At 72.2% G+C, this 15,277-nt stretch carries 8 protein-coding genes; 2 read left to right on the top strand and 6 right to left on the bottom strand.

Annotated elements, in window-relative coordinates:
• Positions 1 to 1,755: 1,755 nt before the first annotated feature.
• From AC08OV_RS10590 to AC08OV_RS10610, 5 genes are all read right to left on the bottom strand, one after another.
• Positions 1,756 to 2,988 carry a glycosyltransferase family 4 protein gene (locus AC08OV_RS10590; protein WP_476619609.1) on the bottom strand — a complete coding sequence of 411 codons (1,233 nt, stop codon included), beginning with the start codon at positions 2,986 to 2,988 and terminating at the stop codon, positions 1,756 to 1,758.
• 50 nt (positions 2,989 to 3,038) lie between these two features.
• Positions 3,039 to 4,676, bottom strand: a complete 1,638-nt coding sequence (locus AC08OV_RS10595; protein WP_476615588.1) for a glycosyltransferase — start codon at positions 4,674 to 4,676, stop codon at positions 3,039 to 3,041.
• The gene (locus AC08OV_RS10600; RefSeq protein ID WP_476615587.1) at positions 4,673 to 6,091 is read right to left on the bottom strand and encodes a glycosyltransferase family 2 protein; all 1,419 of its coding nucleotides are present in this window, start codon (positions 6,089 to 6,091) and stop codon (positions 4,673 to 4,675) included. Before AC08OV_RS10600 ends, AC08OV_RS10595 begins: the two co-directional genes overlap by 4 nt.
• Positions 6,088 to 7,350, bottom strand: a complete 1,263-nt coding sequence (locus AC08OV_RS10605; protein WP_476615586.1) for an ABC transporter ATP-binding protein — start codon at positions 7,348 to 7,350, stop codon at positions 6,088 to 6,090. Before AC08OV_RS10605 ends, AC08OV_RS10600 begins: the two co-directional genes overlap by 4 nt.
• A gap of 119 nt (positions 7,351 to 7,469) precedes the next feature.
• Positions 7,470 to 8,435, bottom strand: a complete 966-nt coding sequence (locus AC08OV_RS10610) for an ABC transporter permease (protein ID WP_476619610.1) — start codon at positions 8,433 to 8,435, stop codon at positions 7,470 to 7,472.
• Positions 8,436 to 8,923: 488 nt separating this feature from the next.
• Between AC08OV_RS10610 and AC08OV_RS10615 the strand changes: the two genes are divergently transcribed.
• Positions 8,924 to 11,512: an HAD family hydrolase gene (locus tag AC08OV_RS10615; RefSeq protein WP_476615240.1), complete on the top strand. Its 2,589-nt coding sequence runs from the start codon at positions 8,924 to 8,926 to the stop codon at positions 11,510 to 11,512.
• A complete protein-coding gene (locus AC08OV_RS10620) occupies positions 11,509 to 12,939 on the top strand; it encodes a class I SAM-dependent methyltransferase (RefSeq protein WP_476615239.1) in 1,431 nt (476 codons plus the stop codon). Before AC08OV_RS10615 ends, AC08OV_RS10620 begins: the two co-directional genes overlap by 4 nt.
• On the opposite strand, the gene AC08OV_RS10625 is transcribed toward AC08OV_RS10620, so the two are convergent.
• Positions 12,921 to 15,277 (bottom strand): WD40 repeat domain-containing serine/threonine protein kinase (locus tag AC08OV_RS10625; protein ID WP_476619611.1); only part of this gene is annotated, 2,357 nt, incomplete at its 5' end. The genes AC08OV_RS10620 and AC08OV_RS10625 overlap by 19 nt on opposite strands.

The raw sequence follows: 15,277 nt of genomic DNA on the forward strand, positions 1-15,277 counted from the left end.
GACGTGCCTGGCGGGGATGCGTGGCAGGCGGTCGAAACCTCCACGCAGGTGCCTGGGACCGGTGCGGCGCCGGAGGCCTGGCGGGTGTCGGAGGTCCGGCGGGTGTCGGAGGTCCGGCGGGTATCGGAGGTCCGGCGGGTGTCGGATCCGGGGCGGCGCTGGCTTGTGACCGGGGTGGTCGCGGCCGGCATGGTTTTCTCCGCGCTCGGTGTGCTCGTCGCCGCGGTCGTGCCTCCCTTCACCTCGGCCGACGAGGCACAGCACACCGCCTACGCGTTCGTCGTCGCCGACGGCTCGTTGCCCGTGCTCGACTCGCCCGTGCACTCCCGCATCCCGAGCATGCCGGGACTGCCCGCCGACTGCGTGGTGTCGCCGCAGCAGGCGCGGGCCGCGGTGGCCTCCCACGTCGATCGGCTCTGCGGGGTGCGCCTCGGCCGACCACTGACGAATGCCGACCTCACCTACACCGCGAACCATCCACCGCTGTTCTACGCGGTCGAGGCCGTCCCGCTCCGGACGGGCGTCGCGCTGGATCATCCGCTGGCCGGTTTCCGGGCCGCCCGCCTTCTCAACGTGGCGTTCGGGATCACCGCGGTGATCGCGACCGCGGCGCTGGTCCGCGGTGTGCTGCCGGGGCGGCCCGGTGTCGCCGTCGGCGCGGCGGCGATCGTCGGCGTGGTCGGCATGTTCGTCCTCATCTCCGGCCAGGTCTACAACGACACCCTGGCGGTGGCGACCATCACCGGCCTGCTCGCGGTGGCCGTCGCGATCACCCGCCGGGGACCGGGGCCGCGGACCCTGGCGGCGCTGGCGGTGCTCGGCCCGGCCGCGGCGGCGAGTCGGGCCAGTGGCGCGTTGGCCGTCGCGGTGGTCGTCCCGGCTCTCGGTGCCGCCGTCTCGATGCGGACGTCCGGTGGCCGGCTGCGGCGAGCCGGGCGTGGCCTGACGGCCGCGGTCGCGCTCGTCGCGCTGACTTTCGCCGCGACCGGCTGGTTCTACCTGCGTAACGTGCGCCGGTACGGCGATCCCACCGCCTCGGGCCGGGTCGCCGAGATGTTCCCGATCCGCGATGGGCGGACGTCGGCCTGGCAGGTATTACGCGACAGCGACTTCTGGTGGCACGCCTACCGCGGGTTCTTCGGACGTCCCGTCCTGCTGACCGGTCACGCCCGGACGATCGCCGTCGGGGTCGCGGTCGTGACCGGCGCGGGCCTGGTGGCGGCGGGGGTTCGGGTCCTGGGCGCCCGGCTGCGGACCGCTGCATGCCCAGCCGCCCGGATCGCGGGTACCACCGAGGCCCGGCCGGTGGACGACGGGGTGGACGACGGGCACTCCGAGGCGGATCCGCCGGGAGGCCGGCTGGCCGGCAGCGTCGTCATCGGCCTTCTGCTCACCCTGCACTGCCTGCTCGTCGTCGCCACCCTGGTGGGATACGTCGCCGTCGGAGGCGCGCCGTTCACCCGGTACCTGCTGCCGATGCTGCCGATCCTCGCCTTCGTCGTCGCGGCCTGCTGCGGGTCGTTGCCGCTGGGCCGCCGCGGCCTGCCGACGGTCGCGGTCGTCGCCGCGCTGGCAGCGCTCACCGTGGTCATGCTCATCCGTGACCTGGCATTCAAGCGGCCCGCGCTCGCCCCGCTGGCGAACCTGGACCGGCTGCGGGCCGCCTGGGACCAGACGGCCCCGGGCCCGCCCGACCTCGGGCTGTCGTGCCTGGCGGGATGGGCCGTTCTCGGCGGTGTCCTGCTCGTTGTCGCGTTATGGAAGCTCGGTGACCCGGCGGTAGACGGCCGCGGTGAGCTGCGCGGTGCGCCGCCAGGTGAACGTGCGGGCGTGCGCCCGGCCGGCGTCGGTGTCGCCGGGGGAGTCGAGCAGCTCCAGGATCGCCTCGGCGAGGTCGTCGGCGAACGAGTCGCGGTCGGTCTGCCGAACGAGCCGCACCGGACTGCTGGGCCGGGTGATGGCCCGTCCGGGGGCCTGGCCAGGGGTCCGGCCGGCGGGGGCGGCGACGTCGACGAGAGCGGCGGTGACCTCCCGCACGGTCGGGATGTCGGCGGCGACCACCGGAGTCCCGGCGGCGAGCGCCTCCAGGGGGGGTAGACCGAAGCCCTCGTACCGGGACGGGAAGCACAGCACGCTCGCTCCGGCGACGGTCGTCCGCAGTGCCTCGCTGTCGAGGTAACCGGCGACGACGACGGCGTCGGACGGCAGGTTCGCCAGGTCCAGCGCCGGTCCCCACCCCGGAGGCCCGACGAGCACCAACGGCGGAGCGTCGATTTTCGTCGCGTGCAGTCGGCGGACCGCCTCCAGCAGCGCCGGGAGGTTCTTGCGGGGCTCCACCGAACCGACGAACAGCAGGTACCGCTCGGGCAGGCCACGGGCCCTGCGCCAGGCGAGGCTCGGCTTCGCCGTGGTGAACCAGGCGTCGTCGACGCCGAGCGGCGTCGGGGTCACCAGTGCGGGGTCGAGCCGGTAGGCCGTCACCACCTCGTCGGCCACCGCGCGGCTGGGCGTCAGCACGGCGGACGCCCGGCGCAGGCCGCGGGGGACCAGATCGCTGTAGCGGGCGGACGCCCCCGTCACCGTGTCCGGGGTACGCAGGTAGGACAGGTCATGGATGGTCAGCACACCGCGGGCCCGGCGCAGGGGTGGAAGGACGAAGTTCGTCGCGTGCATGACGTCGGCGGGGCCGGTGAGCCACTCGACGGGCGGGTACTCCGAGCGGGCCCAGGCGTCCTGCAACAGCCGGGCCGGTGCCCGCCGGGCCGCCGTTCGTACCCCGGCCGGCAGCGCGCCCGGGAGCTCGCCCAACCCGCGCCAGGTGAACGCCGTCGCCGCGAGTTCCCACCCGGCCTCGGCTTCCCACCCGGCCTCGGCTTCCCACCCGGGCTCGGTGGCGAGCCGGGCGAGCCCGGTCAGCAGATGCTCGGTGTAACGGCCGACCCCGGTGCGTTGCCCGAGCAACGGCGTGCCGTCCAGCACGACCCTCATGCCGGGATCACCCCCTCCTTTCCGGGAGTGCCACGCCACACCGCGCCGCTTCACCGCTCGTACAGCCCGTGCCGGGTGGCGATCTCCCGCCACTGCCGCGCGAACGCCGCATCGGAGAAGGTCTGGGCGCGTTCGATCGCCGCCGCGGCGAGCCGACCGCGCAGACCGTCCTCGGCGGCGAGCCGGCGAGTGAAGGAGGCAACCTGCTCCGGGCCGGTCCATCGGTAGCCGTCGACCCCGTGCCGGACGATTTCTCGCTGGCCGGCCCGGTCGATGACGACGGGAACGCAGCCCCCGGCCATCGCCTCGACGGTGGTCATCCCGAAGTGCTCCGCCGTCCAGGGACGCCGGTCGTCGTCCTCGCCGTACCCGGTGGCCGACCAGAACACCGAGCTGGTCGAGAGCAGCCGTTCGACCTCGGCGCGCGGGGCGTTGGGATGGATCTGCACCGGCAGCCCCGCGCCGGCCGCCCGGACCTGCTCTAGGTAGGGCAGTTGAGAGTCCTCACAGCCGCCGACGACGTGCATCGTCCAGTCGGGCAGGTCGCCCGCACGGTACAGGTCGCCGAACCACTGCACCATCTCCAGCTGTCGCTTGGCGTGGCCGAGGCCGGGGGCGAAGAACCGGCCGACGGTGACGACGGCCTTCTCCCGCCGCGGCGCCGGATGCAGCCGTTCCACCTGGATGGGGGGGAACAGCAGGTCGGCGTCGCGTTTCCACAACCGGCGGATCCAGCCGCGGGTGAACCGCGAGTTGGCCATGACCACGTTGTAGCCGTCGAGGTAGCCGAGGTCGGCCGGGTCCCGCAGCAGCCAGGGGAAACGCAGCGGGAGCCGGGCGATCGGCCCCTCGCCACCGTCGGTGACCCGGGGCCGGCTCACCGCCACGCCGAGTTCGCGCACGTCCGCCGCGCCCGGCGAGAACGCGTCACTGACCAGGGTGAGCTCGGTACCGTTCGCCGACGGCGGCAGCGATACCTCGAACGGGGTGAAGTCGGTGCCGATCTGCAGCTTGGCCAGCACGCTGCCGTCGGCGTCGAGGAGGCGCAAGGCCGTGCCGACGGGCGCGCCGGGCCGGCCGATATCGGCGCGCAGGGTGCGCCGCTCGCCCGGGCTGACGGCGAGGATGCCCGCCCCGTTCGTCCAGGTCCACTGCCGGCGGCGGCCGCCCTCCGGCGGGTACCAGCCCTGGCCGAAGCTCACCGCCGGGCGAACCCCGCGCAGCAGCGGCCCGGCCGTGCGGACCGCGGCCTTACGCCAGGCCGCCATGTCGTGGTCGAACGGCGTCGGGAAGAAGCACAGGTACGCCGAGTGGCGGGCCTTCGGCATGATCCGGCTCATGTACGAACCGTTCACGAACAGGTCGTAGCGCCCGGAGAGGACGGCGATGGCCTCCTCGCCCCGGTCCGGCAACCGCACGTACCGGCAGCCGGCGAGATCCAGCCCGAGATGCTCGCCGAGCGCCGCGAGGTCGACCTCGGAGTGCCCGAGGAGGTCGACCGCGGCGCCCTCGGCGGCCAGTACCTGGGCGATCATGCCGTTGTGGCGTTCCCCGCCGCCCATGGAGTGCCAGAACCGGTTGTAGACCGCCGCCCGCACCCCGCCGGCCGGTCGGTCGCCCTTGGCCGGTGCGTCGCCGGCCGGTTGGTCGTTCTCGGCCGGTTGGCCGGCTCTCGCGGGATCGTTCATCGGGACACCAGCCAGCTCTGCAGGCTCGCCCGCCGTTGCGCGGCGCTGCGCCCGATCTCGCGCCGGGCCCGCAGCATGTCGGGCAGCAGCTGCAGGTAGGAGCCGTACACTCGCAGCCGCAGCAGGGTCGGTCGGATCGCGGGTCGGCTGCGCGCGCGCTGTGCCTGGCGCAGCGTGCGCACCGCGATCGAGACCGTGGTCAGCGGGTAGCGGATCACGGCGGCCAGCGCCATCGGCGCGGTCGCGTCCTTGGTGAGCATCAGCAGCCGGTTGCGGTCGGTGTGGAAGACGAACAGCGGTGACCATTCGACGCTCGACGCCGAGTGGATGTGACGCAGCACCGCCCCCGGGACGTAGCGGATGCCGTACCCGCGGGCCCGGATCCGCCAGGACAGGTCGGTGTCCTCGTAGTAGAGGAAGAACGCGTCGTCGAACCAGCCGAGCTCGTGGCCGAGCGGCGAGCGGATCGCCATCCCGTTCCCGCAGGCGGTGAACACGTCCTCCGGCTGGTCGAACTGGCCGGCGTCGACCTGCTGGTAACCGCGGTCGGCACCGTAACCGTCGGTCAGGACGATGCCGCCGACGTTGTTGATGACGTCCACCCGCGGCGCCTCACCGCCGACGGTCAGCGACACCGTCGTCGACTCGGGGCCCACCGCGAGGTCCGCCCGCCCTCCGGCCGACGTGCCCGTCGGGCCGTCCCAGCTCAGGGTGACCTGTTTGCGCGATTCCGCCGCCCAGGTGAACCCGAGGGTGACCGGGCCGCCGTCGGGGATCGGCACGCACAGTTCGCCGTCCCCTCGGGTCCAGAAGTACGGCGAGCCGCTCGGTCCCTCGGCACCGTAGGTGAGTTTCTCCCAGAGCACCTCGCGCAGCGCCTCGCGCCCGTTCACCGTCACCGAGGACACCCGCACCCCCAGCTCGCGGGAGTCGTGCGGACCCGGGACGAAGGTCGGCGTGTGCAGCCTGATCCGCAGGAACCGGGGGAGGAAGACGACCTTGCCGGTGGTGGCGCCGAGATGCCGGCCGCCGGGCTCGTCGAACGGCGCCAGCAGCGCGGCGAGCCAGGTGGGCTCGGGGATCGCGTCGTTGTTCACCAGGACCGCGAAGGGCGTCGTGACCTGGCGCAGCGCCAGGTTGTTGCCGCCGGCGAAACCGAGGTTGCGCTCCGCGGGCACCACGCGTACCCAGGGGTAGCGCTCGGCGAGCAGCTCCCGTGAGCCGTCGGACGAGGCGTTGTCGACTACCCAGGTTTGGTAGGCGAAATCCGCCTCCTGCTTGGCGATGCCGTCCAGGCAGGCCGGGAGGAGATGTGCGCCGTTCCAGTTGACGATCACGATGGTCGCCAGCGGCTCGGCGGTCTTCGACTCGGCGGCCGATCCCGCCGCCGGCCGGGTCGGGCGTTCCTCGCTCATCCGCGCAACCTCGCATCGTAGTCGACCTTGAGCAGTCCGTCCGCCTGCGCACCACCGACGCCGAACAGCTCCTCGAACCGGCGGGTGGTGACCGGGGCGCCGGTGGCGGCGTCCGAGACGTGCACCTTCACCGCGAAGGCGCCGAGCAGTTCGGGCAGGCGTGGTACCGAGAAGTCGACGATGTGGCGGCCCGGCCCGATGGCGAGCCCGCCGGGTGGCGTCTCCATCATCCAGATCGGTACCTCGCTCTGGCCGACGATGTAGGTGTGCAGGTACACGTGCTCGGGGGCACCCTCGGTGACGTCGAACTCGACGCTGACGGTGAGGGACTCGCCGGGGCCGTACTGCACGGTGGGCAGTCCGCCCGGCTCGTGGCTGAAGGTGACCGACTCCGGCCTGACCGTGGCGTACTGATAGGAGACCGGTTCCCCCGCGGGCAGGCTGCCCAGCTTCTGCCGCAGCAGTTTGGTACCCACGGCCGGCGGGCCGTCGAAGAACAGCGACCCGGACTCCAGGACCAGGATGCGATCGCACATGTTCTCGATGAGGTCGAGGGAGTGCGTCACGAACAGGATCGTGCGGCCCTGCGCCCGGAATTCGGCGATCTTGGCCAGGCACTTGCGCTGGAACGCCTCGTCCCCGACGGCCAGGACCTCGTCGACGAGCAGCACGTCCGGGTCGACGTGCACGGCGACGGCGAAGCCGAGGCGGACGTACTGGCCCGACGAGTAGTGCTTGACATCATCGTCGATCTTGTGGCGCAGCTCGGAGAAGTCGACGATGGAGTCGAAGAGCTGATCGATCTCCCGTTTGGACAGCCCGAGCAGGGACGCGTTGAGGTAGACGTTGTCCCGGCCGGAAAGCTCGCCGTTGAACCCGGCACCGAGTTCGAGCAGCGAGGCGATCCGACCGTGCACCGCGACCCGTCCGTCCGTCGGGCGCAGGATCCCGGCGAGCACCTTGAGCAGCGTCGACTTGCCCGAGCCGTTCGCACCGGCGAGACCGACCGTCTGGCCTCGCCCGATCGTCACGTCGATGTCGCGCAGTGCCCAGAAGTCGTCCCCGGCGGGGCCGCCCCGACGGACGAACCGTTCCTTCAGACTGGTCGCCCGGTTGTGGTAGGAGACGAATTTCTTGCTCACTCCGGCGGCCTCGATCACCACGGGCGCCTCGCGCGCCGGGCTGGGTGACGCGGCGGCCTCCCTGCCCTCGGGCGGGGCGGCGGGGCTCGGCGGGTACGCGGACGAGTGTCGGGCCACTACTGCTACTCCTTGCTGGCCGCCTGCGGACGTCCCATCATGATCGCACCGCGGTCGGCGTGCTGGCTCCCGGGGCCTTCGGCGGGCGACGAGGACAGGGCCGGTCCGCCACGGGCCGACTACAGATCCTCGGCGAAGTCCGCCTGCAGGGCGCGGAACACGTGCAGCCCCAGCCACAGCAGGGCGAGGGAGATCACCCCGGCGACGGCGAGATGTTCCAGGTAGAACGTGTATCCCGGGTTCGCCAGGATGGGGGCGGAACCCGTCGAGTTACCCGGGGGTGGATCGTAGATCGCCCGCTGGAACGTGATGACCACGACGGCCATCGGGTTGAGCAGGTACACCCAGGTCAGGTCGGCCAACCTGTTCTGGATGAGGCCGAAGGCGTACACCATGGGATTCAGCCAGAACCAGGCGAGCAGCGTCACGTCGAGCAGATGGGCGGTGTCGCGGTAACGCACGTTGAGCGCGCTGACCAGCAGGGACAGCGCCACGGTGAAGGTGAGGGCGACGGCTCCGGCCGGGACGAGCAGCAGCAGCTCGGGGCCGAGCAGGCTGTAGCCGAGCGCGAGGATCACCACGAACAGGACCAGCAGCTGCAGCAGGAAGTGCACCGCGGCGAAGCCGACCGCCGACAGGGGGAGCACGGCGAGGGGAAAGCGGACTTTCTTGACGAGGTTCGCGTTCGCCACGACGCTGCCGCAGGACGCGGACACGCTGCCCGAGAAGGCGTTCCAGACGAGCAGCCCGGACATCAGGTAAATACCGAAGCGGGGGATTCCTGATTTCAGCACGATCTGGAACACGAAGGTATACACGACGAGAAGGAGCATCGGATTCGCCAGTGACCAGGCGAATCCCAGCGTCGATCCCTTGTATTTGATCTTGAGATCCTTGCGGATGAGATTGCGCAGCAGTTCCCAGCGCACCCTCGTCTGGGCCCGGCTGCGATGGGCCAGCCGACTCGCGTCCAGCGCGTGATGGTGCTCCGGCCCGGGCGGCCCTGGCGGACCGGTCTCCGGCTCCGGGGCGGACGGAGCCATCGGCGCCCCCGCCGGCAGCGCGGCGTCAGCCAGATGTGACACGGCCCGCCCTCCCCGTCTCCCGAATGCGCGGGTACCGCTCGCCGCCATGGCGCGACTGGAGCTGCACCTGTCCGCTCCTCCTCGACACTCTGGCTCGACACTCCGGGGACCTGAACACTACCGAGACCGAGGCGCCCCTGGTTCGTCCCACGTCCAAGCGGGTTCCGCGACCCGGCCGGCCGTCTTTTCCGGCTACCGAGAGTATCGCCCTGCTTGCGGGCGAATAATCAATGGTGTATAGGGTCGAACTGGCCCGCTTCTCGTCAGAATCGGACGGTACCGTGCCATCGCCGGGCGGGCGACGCCACCCACTCCGGTGGCCGACGGCCAGAGCACGGTTCATAGTATTGATCCGTCCATCTGGCTTCGGCCGGCCGAGGCCGCGCGGGAGAATCCCGACGCACGCCGGCCGTCGTGGCTGACCCGGCGGAGGCGGCCGTAACCGGCCGCATGGAGCGGTCGTAACCGGCCGCACGGAGAGGACGGTCGTGTTCACCGACGTCCGGCTACGCGAAGTGTGGTCGCACCTGGAGTCGGGCGGGGCACAGGCCCTGACTCTGGATGTCTTCGACACCCTCCTGTGGCGCATGGTGCCAGAGCCCGCCCATGCCTTCGTGCTGTTGGGCCGGCGGCTCGCGGACGCGGGCCACCTGCCCGCCAGCGTCTCCCCGGGCGAGTTCGCCCGGCTGCGGGTCCACGCCGAGCAGCTGGCCCGCCTGCACGCCAGGGCCACCCGCGGTACCCATGAGGTGCGGCTGGACGAGATCTGGCAGCTGCTGCTGCCGGCGCTGCCCGGCGCCCCCGGCGTCCAGGACCTCCTGGACGCCGAGGTCGCGGTCGAACGCGAGCTCTGCCGCGCCGACCTCGCCGTGGTGGAGCTCGCCGAGCTCGCCATGACGAAGCTCGGCCTGCCGGTCTACCTGCTGTCCGACACGTACTTCTCGGCCGGCCAGCTCGAACGGCTGCTGAACCGGCCGGAGCTGGCCGGCGTGCCCTTCACCCACATCTTCACCTCCTCCGACGCGGGGACGTCGAAGAGCGACGGGCTGTTCCAGCACATGCTCGCCGCGTCGAACCTGCAGCCGTCCCGGGTCGTGCACCTTGGCGACCACCCCGTCGCCGATGTCGAGGGCGCCCGCGAGCACGGGCTTGTCGCCATCCATTACCCGAAGTACTCCGGGGCGCTGGAGCAGACCCTCGAGCTCGAGGGCCTGCGCAAGGCGCCGAGCGACGACCTCCCGATCGACCCGGTGGACGGCGACTACGGGATGACCGCGTTGCGGGCCCGGTCACTGCACCGTGCCGACGCCCTCGCGGTCCCCGCGGGGCTGCGCCGGTACTGGGAGGCCGGCGCGACGGTCTTCGGGCCGGTCTTCACCGGTTTCGCGGAGTGGGCCGTGGAACGGGCCCGTGACTTCGGCGCCGACCACATCCACTGCCTGATGCGGGAGGGCGACTTCCTTTCCCGCCTGCTCGTCGGTCCCGGCGAGGATGTCGGGGTCACCATTTCGACGCTGTGGGCGTCGCGGCAGGTGTGCGCGCTGGCCAACGTCTTCGAGGGCAACCCTGAGGAGCTCAGGAGCTTCCTGGTCCGTCGGCACGCGCCGAGTGTGGGGCAGCTGCTGCGCCAGCTCGGGGTCCGGCTGGAGAACGTCGCCGGCATCTCGGCGCTGGCCGACCGCCGCCTCGACGTGCCCGGCCTGCTCGACGACACCCTCGAGGCGCTCTGTTCCGATGAGCGGATCCGCAGCGAGATCGTGCTGACCGCGTCCCGCCTGCGTGAGCGTTACGTGCGCTACCTCGACAGCCAGCTACCCGAGAGCGGCCGGGTCGTCTTCCTCGACCTGGGCTGGGGCGGGACGATCCAGGCGCTGCTCACCCGGCTGCTCGCCTCCACCGGCCGCGGGCTGGACATCCTCGGCCTGTACCTGGCTACGAACCAGGCGGCGATGACGCACCGGTTGGCCGGTTTGGAGCTGGAGGGATATGTTGCGGCAGGCGGTCAGCCCGAGACCCTGGCGAACCAGCTCATGCGTAGCCCCGAGGTACTCGAGCAGCTCTGCATGCCCGACGTCGGGTCACTGGTCTCCTTCGACGAGATGGGTAATCCGGTGCTCAGCATCGACCGGACCTCGCGGACGCAGGTCGCCCAGCGAGCCGCTGTCCAGGACGGCGTCCTGGCCTTCCAGCGGGAATGGCTGCGTTACCGGCGCTCGGAGACCCCGATGCCGTCGCTGGCCTGCGCCGGGGCGCGCCAAGCGGGGCTACGGACGCTGACCCGCTTCGTCGCCCGGCCGACCGCGGTGGAGGCCGCGGCCTTCGGTGCCTGGGCGCACGACGACAACTTCGGCTCCGACGCCACCGAGGGCCTGCTGCCGCTGGAGCTGGTCCGCCGGATGCCGTACCTCACCCCGGCCGACATCGACCGGATCTCCATGCGCGAGCTCTACTGGCCCGCTGGGGTGGCCGGGGTCGCGAACCGGCCGCTGGCGGTGATCAGCGGGCTGGCCGCCGCCGCGGGCATCCCGCCGGAAGAGGTCTCGCCCGAGGCCGCCGCGGGGCCCGTGGAGGTCTACGTCGACACGGGCGGGGACTTCGTCAACGGTCCGAAGGAGACGGCGGTCACCCGGTCGGCCCGCGACGGCCTGTCGATCGTCCGGCTCAGCCTGGAGGCGGTCGGGGCACGCCGGATCCGCATCGACCCGGCGGGCCGGCGCGGTCTGCTCCGCCTGGACTGGCTGACGCTGTCCTTTCATATCAACAACATCCCAGAGCCGGACAAGATAACCATCACCTCGCTGGACGGTCCCGCCCAGCAGCTCGTACTCCTCGGTGGCCGGCTGCTCCAGCCGAACCTGGTGGAGATCACCGGGGACGACCCACAGTTCGTCTACACGATCGACCTCGCCACGCAGCCGCAGCTCGCCGGGGTCTACGCCCTCGACGTCGAGCTGGCGTTCGGCTGGATGGGCATCCGGGGCGATCCGCTGGCCCTGCCCGCGGCGGAGCCCGCCCGCGACGGTCTGCCGCTGCGGGCGGCCCGCAAGATCCGGCGCGAGCTCGGGGGACCGCGGTGACGGACCACCCGGACTCAGAGCGCAGCGAGGTTCGGGACAGCTTCGCCGAGCTCGCCGCCGTCGCCGCTGGGATGGACGCCGGAACGGACCTCGAGGCCCGACCGGGCACCGGACCAGGCACGGCGCTCACCCGGCAGGGCGATCACGCCGTCGAGGTCGGGGACGCCGCCGAACCCACGCTGGCGCCCCTGCTCCTGCACTCCCTGTCCGATCTGCGCGAGATCTGGGTGCCGCTGCTGGAGGCGTCCGGGGCGCGCAGCATCGCGGAGATCGGTTCCGAGAGCGGGGTCACCACCTCGCTCCTCGTCGACCTGCTGCGCCGTGGCGGTGGCGGGCGGTTAGTGGTCATCGATCCCGAGCCCGGGGTGTCGCCGGCCTCCGGCGGGGGCCTCGACGTGCACGTGATCCGGGGGCACAGCCCGCAGGCGCTCGACGGCCACGCGCCGACCGACGCCTACCTCATCGACGGGGACCACAACTACGCCACCGTGCACGGCGAGCTCACCGAGATCGACCGCGCGGTCACCTTGTTCGGCCGGTCCTACTTTCCCCTGGTGATCCTGCACGACGTCGGCTGGCCGGCCGGCCGGCGCGACCAGTACTACAACCCCGACCGCATTCCCGAGGACGCCCGGCAGCCGCACTCGTGGGACGTCGGCGTCGAGATCGACAACAGGGAGACGGTTCCCGGGGGATTCCGGGGCATGGGAGCCTTCGCCTGGGCGCTGACCGAGGGCGGTCCGCGTAACGGGGTGCGCACGGCCGTCGAGGACTTCGTCGCCGACCACCCCGACCTGCGTTTCTTCACCGTGGCACCGATCTTCGGGTTGGGCGTGGTGATCGACCGGCGGGCTCCCTGGGCGCGTCGCGTCGCCGACCTGCTCACTCCGTGGGTGTCCAACCGGTTACTTTCCCGCCTGGAACGCAACCGCATCGACCTCTACCTGCACGTCCTGCGGTTGCAGGACACCGCGGCGGCGGTCGCCCGGGCGCGGCAGCGGGAGTGGGCGCGCCTGGACGACGAGCGCAGCCGGCTCGCGGCCATCGAGCTTGAGCACCTGCACCGCATCGCCCAGCTCGAGCAGGAGGTCGCCGAGCTCCGCCGGCTCGAGCAGGAACGCGAGGAGCGGTGGGCCCAGAGCCACTGGGCGGCCGCGGACGTCGACGAGCCCAAGCTGATGCAGGTCGCGCGGATCGCGAACTCGGTGCTGCGGTCCCGGCTGAGCACCACCGGACAGGACCGCCTGGCGAGGGTGCAGACGCGGATCGCCGAGAGCGGTGTCGCGGGTCGTGGCGCCCTGCCCGCTCTGCGCCGCCGCTCGGCCGCCCCGGCGCCACCCCCGCCGGCAGCGCCGCCGGGCACGCGGCGACCGCCGTGGGACCGGACCTCGGAGCGGACCTCGGGTGGTCAGCAGACCGGTTGGTAGGGCACGTCCGAGATGTGGCGCTGCCATTCGGCATCGGTGATCTGCTTCGACGGGTCGGCGCACGCGGCGGCGATCAGGTCGGCGTCACCGATCCGGTTGATGCGTACGGTGTAGTCGTCGCTTGCCGTGGCGATGCCCTGGCTGTCCGGTGCCCACGCCAGGGCCTGGACCCAGTCCCCGTGCCCGGTGATGGTGCCGATCGCCGGCGGCCGGCCCGGCTCGGTGACATCCCACAGGTGCACCGTGGTGTCCCAGCCCGCGGTGGCCAGGGTCCTGCCGTCCGGGCTGAACGCCACGTCGAACACCCATTTCTCGTCGGCCGGGAAGGAGGCGGTGGCCGCCGGCCGGGACGGGTTGGTGATGTCCCAGATTCGGGCCGTACCGTCATAGGCGCCCGTGGCGAGGCGCCGGCCGTCCGGGCTGAAGGCGACCGCCCACACGTAGTCGGTGTGCGCGGTGATGGCCGCGAGCGGTCGCGGCCGGCGCGGATCGGTGACGTCCCACAGCCGGGCCGTCCGGTCGGCGCTGGCGGTCGCCAACAGGTGACCATTCGGGCTGAAGGCGACCTCGTTCACCCAGCTGGTGTGGCGGTCGAGCACGGACAGTTGACTGGGGCGGCGCGGATCGGTGACGTCCCACAGCCGGGCCGTGTTGTCATAGCCCGAGGTGGTGAGTACCTTCCCGTCCGGGCTGAACGCGGCGTCGAGCACCCAGCCGTTGTGCCCGAGGATGACGGAGAGTTCGACGGGGCGGCGCGGATCGCTGAGGTTCCACAGGATCACCGACCGGTCGTAGCTGACCGTGGCGAGCAGCCGTCCGTCCGGGCTGAACGCCGCGTCGAGCGTCCACGAGGTGTGCCTGGCCAGGGTGGCGAGCTTCACCGGATGGGAACGCGCGGAGATGTCCCACAGCTGGACGAGGTTGTCGGCACCGGTCGAGGCCAGCAGGCGCCCGTCCCGGCTGATGTCCATACCGAGCGCCGACTGCGTGTGCCCGTCGAGCACCGTCGCCGTCGCGGCGGCGAAGGAGGTGCGCAGCCCGGCGCGGGCCTCCCGCACCGGGCTGACGCGGTAGGCCGCCAGGGACAGCCGGGCGGCCAGGTCCGCATCAGAGTTGCGGACGGCCTCGGCGGCCAGAGCGACGCGAGCGGCCGTCTCCTCCCGGCTCGGCCGCCGGTCACTGCCGGTGGTGAGCGCGAATGGCATGAGGGCCGCGATGAGCAGGACCGCGAGGACCGGGGCGGCCAGCAGCGCGACGCGGCGCCAGTTCCACCGGCCGCGGTCCCGTGCCGACGGGTCGACGGGCGGCCCGGCGCCGACCGGCTCGCCCGAGGCAGACCCGCCCGGATCAGGGTCGACGGGCGTGAAGCCCCGGTTCACCCTGCCTCCGGTCGCCGCTAGCCCGGTGGGTTCGTCCCCGGTCTCGTCACGACCCGCGCCGGGCGGTCCCTCCAACTCGGCCTCGGTGGGCGGATCCGATCTCTGTCCGGGCGCGGAGCGGTCCGGGTCGGTCCGTTGCGGGGGCGCGGGCATCGATGCCCCGGCACGGATGACGCGGGTCACCTCCGGGTCGGGATGCGTGGTCGGGCCCATTCCGACCAGACGCAGGAACAGTTCCTGGGCACTCGGCCGGGTGGCCGGGTCCTTGCGCATGGCCTCTTCGACGATCGGCCGCAGGGCTGGAGCGAGACCGTCGAGCAGTGGTTCGCGGTGTACGACGCGGTAGAGCTGCACCGGCGTCGGCCCGTCCCCGAAGGGGAAGGAGCCGGTGCCCGCATAGGTCACCAGGCCACCCCATGCGAAGACGTCCGCCGCCGCCGTCACCGGCTCGCCGTTGGCCTGCTCCGGGGCCATGAACGCCGGTGTACCGATCCGTTGGATCTCCTGGCTGAGCATCGTCGGGGCGTCCAGCGCCCGGGCGATGCCGAAGTCGATGACGCGGGGGCCCAAGGCTGAGAGCAGCACGTTGGACGGCTTGAGATCACGGTGTACGAGGCCGGCGCCGTGGATGGCGGTCAGCGCCGCGGCCACGCTGACCGCGACGCGCTCCAGGTCGGCCGACCGCAGTGGGCCGGCCGCGGCCACCGTCTGGGCGAGGGTGAGGCCGTCGATGTACTCGGTGATGAGGTAGGGCCGCCCGCCCGGCGGATCGACGACGTCGAGTACCTCGGCGGTGCAGAAGCGGGCGACCCGGCGCGCGATGTCGGCCTCCCGGCGGAACCGGGCCCGGAACTCGGGCACCCGGGCCAGGTCAGGTCGAATGACCTTGACCGCGACGAGCCGGCCGGCGTACTCGGCGACGTCCGGCCTGCCCCGTCCGAGGAAGACGGTCCCCATCC

The organism is Frankia sp. CeTa3Moorea (assembly GCF_978021225.1).

Coding starts and splice junctions, on each gene's coding strand:
- AC08OV_RS10590 (WP_476619609.1), bottom strand. CDS start 2,988: ATGAGGGTCGTGCTGGACGGCACGCCGTTGCTCGGGCAACGCACCGGG.
- AC08OV_RS10595 (WP_476615588.1), bottom strand. CDS start 4,676: ATGAACGATCCCGCGAGAGCCGGCCAACCGGCCGAGAACGACCAACCG.
- AC08OV_RS10600 (WP_476615587.1), bottom strand. CDS start 6,091: ATGAGCGAGGAACGCCCGACCCGGCCGGCGGCGGGATCGGCCGCCGAG.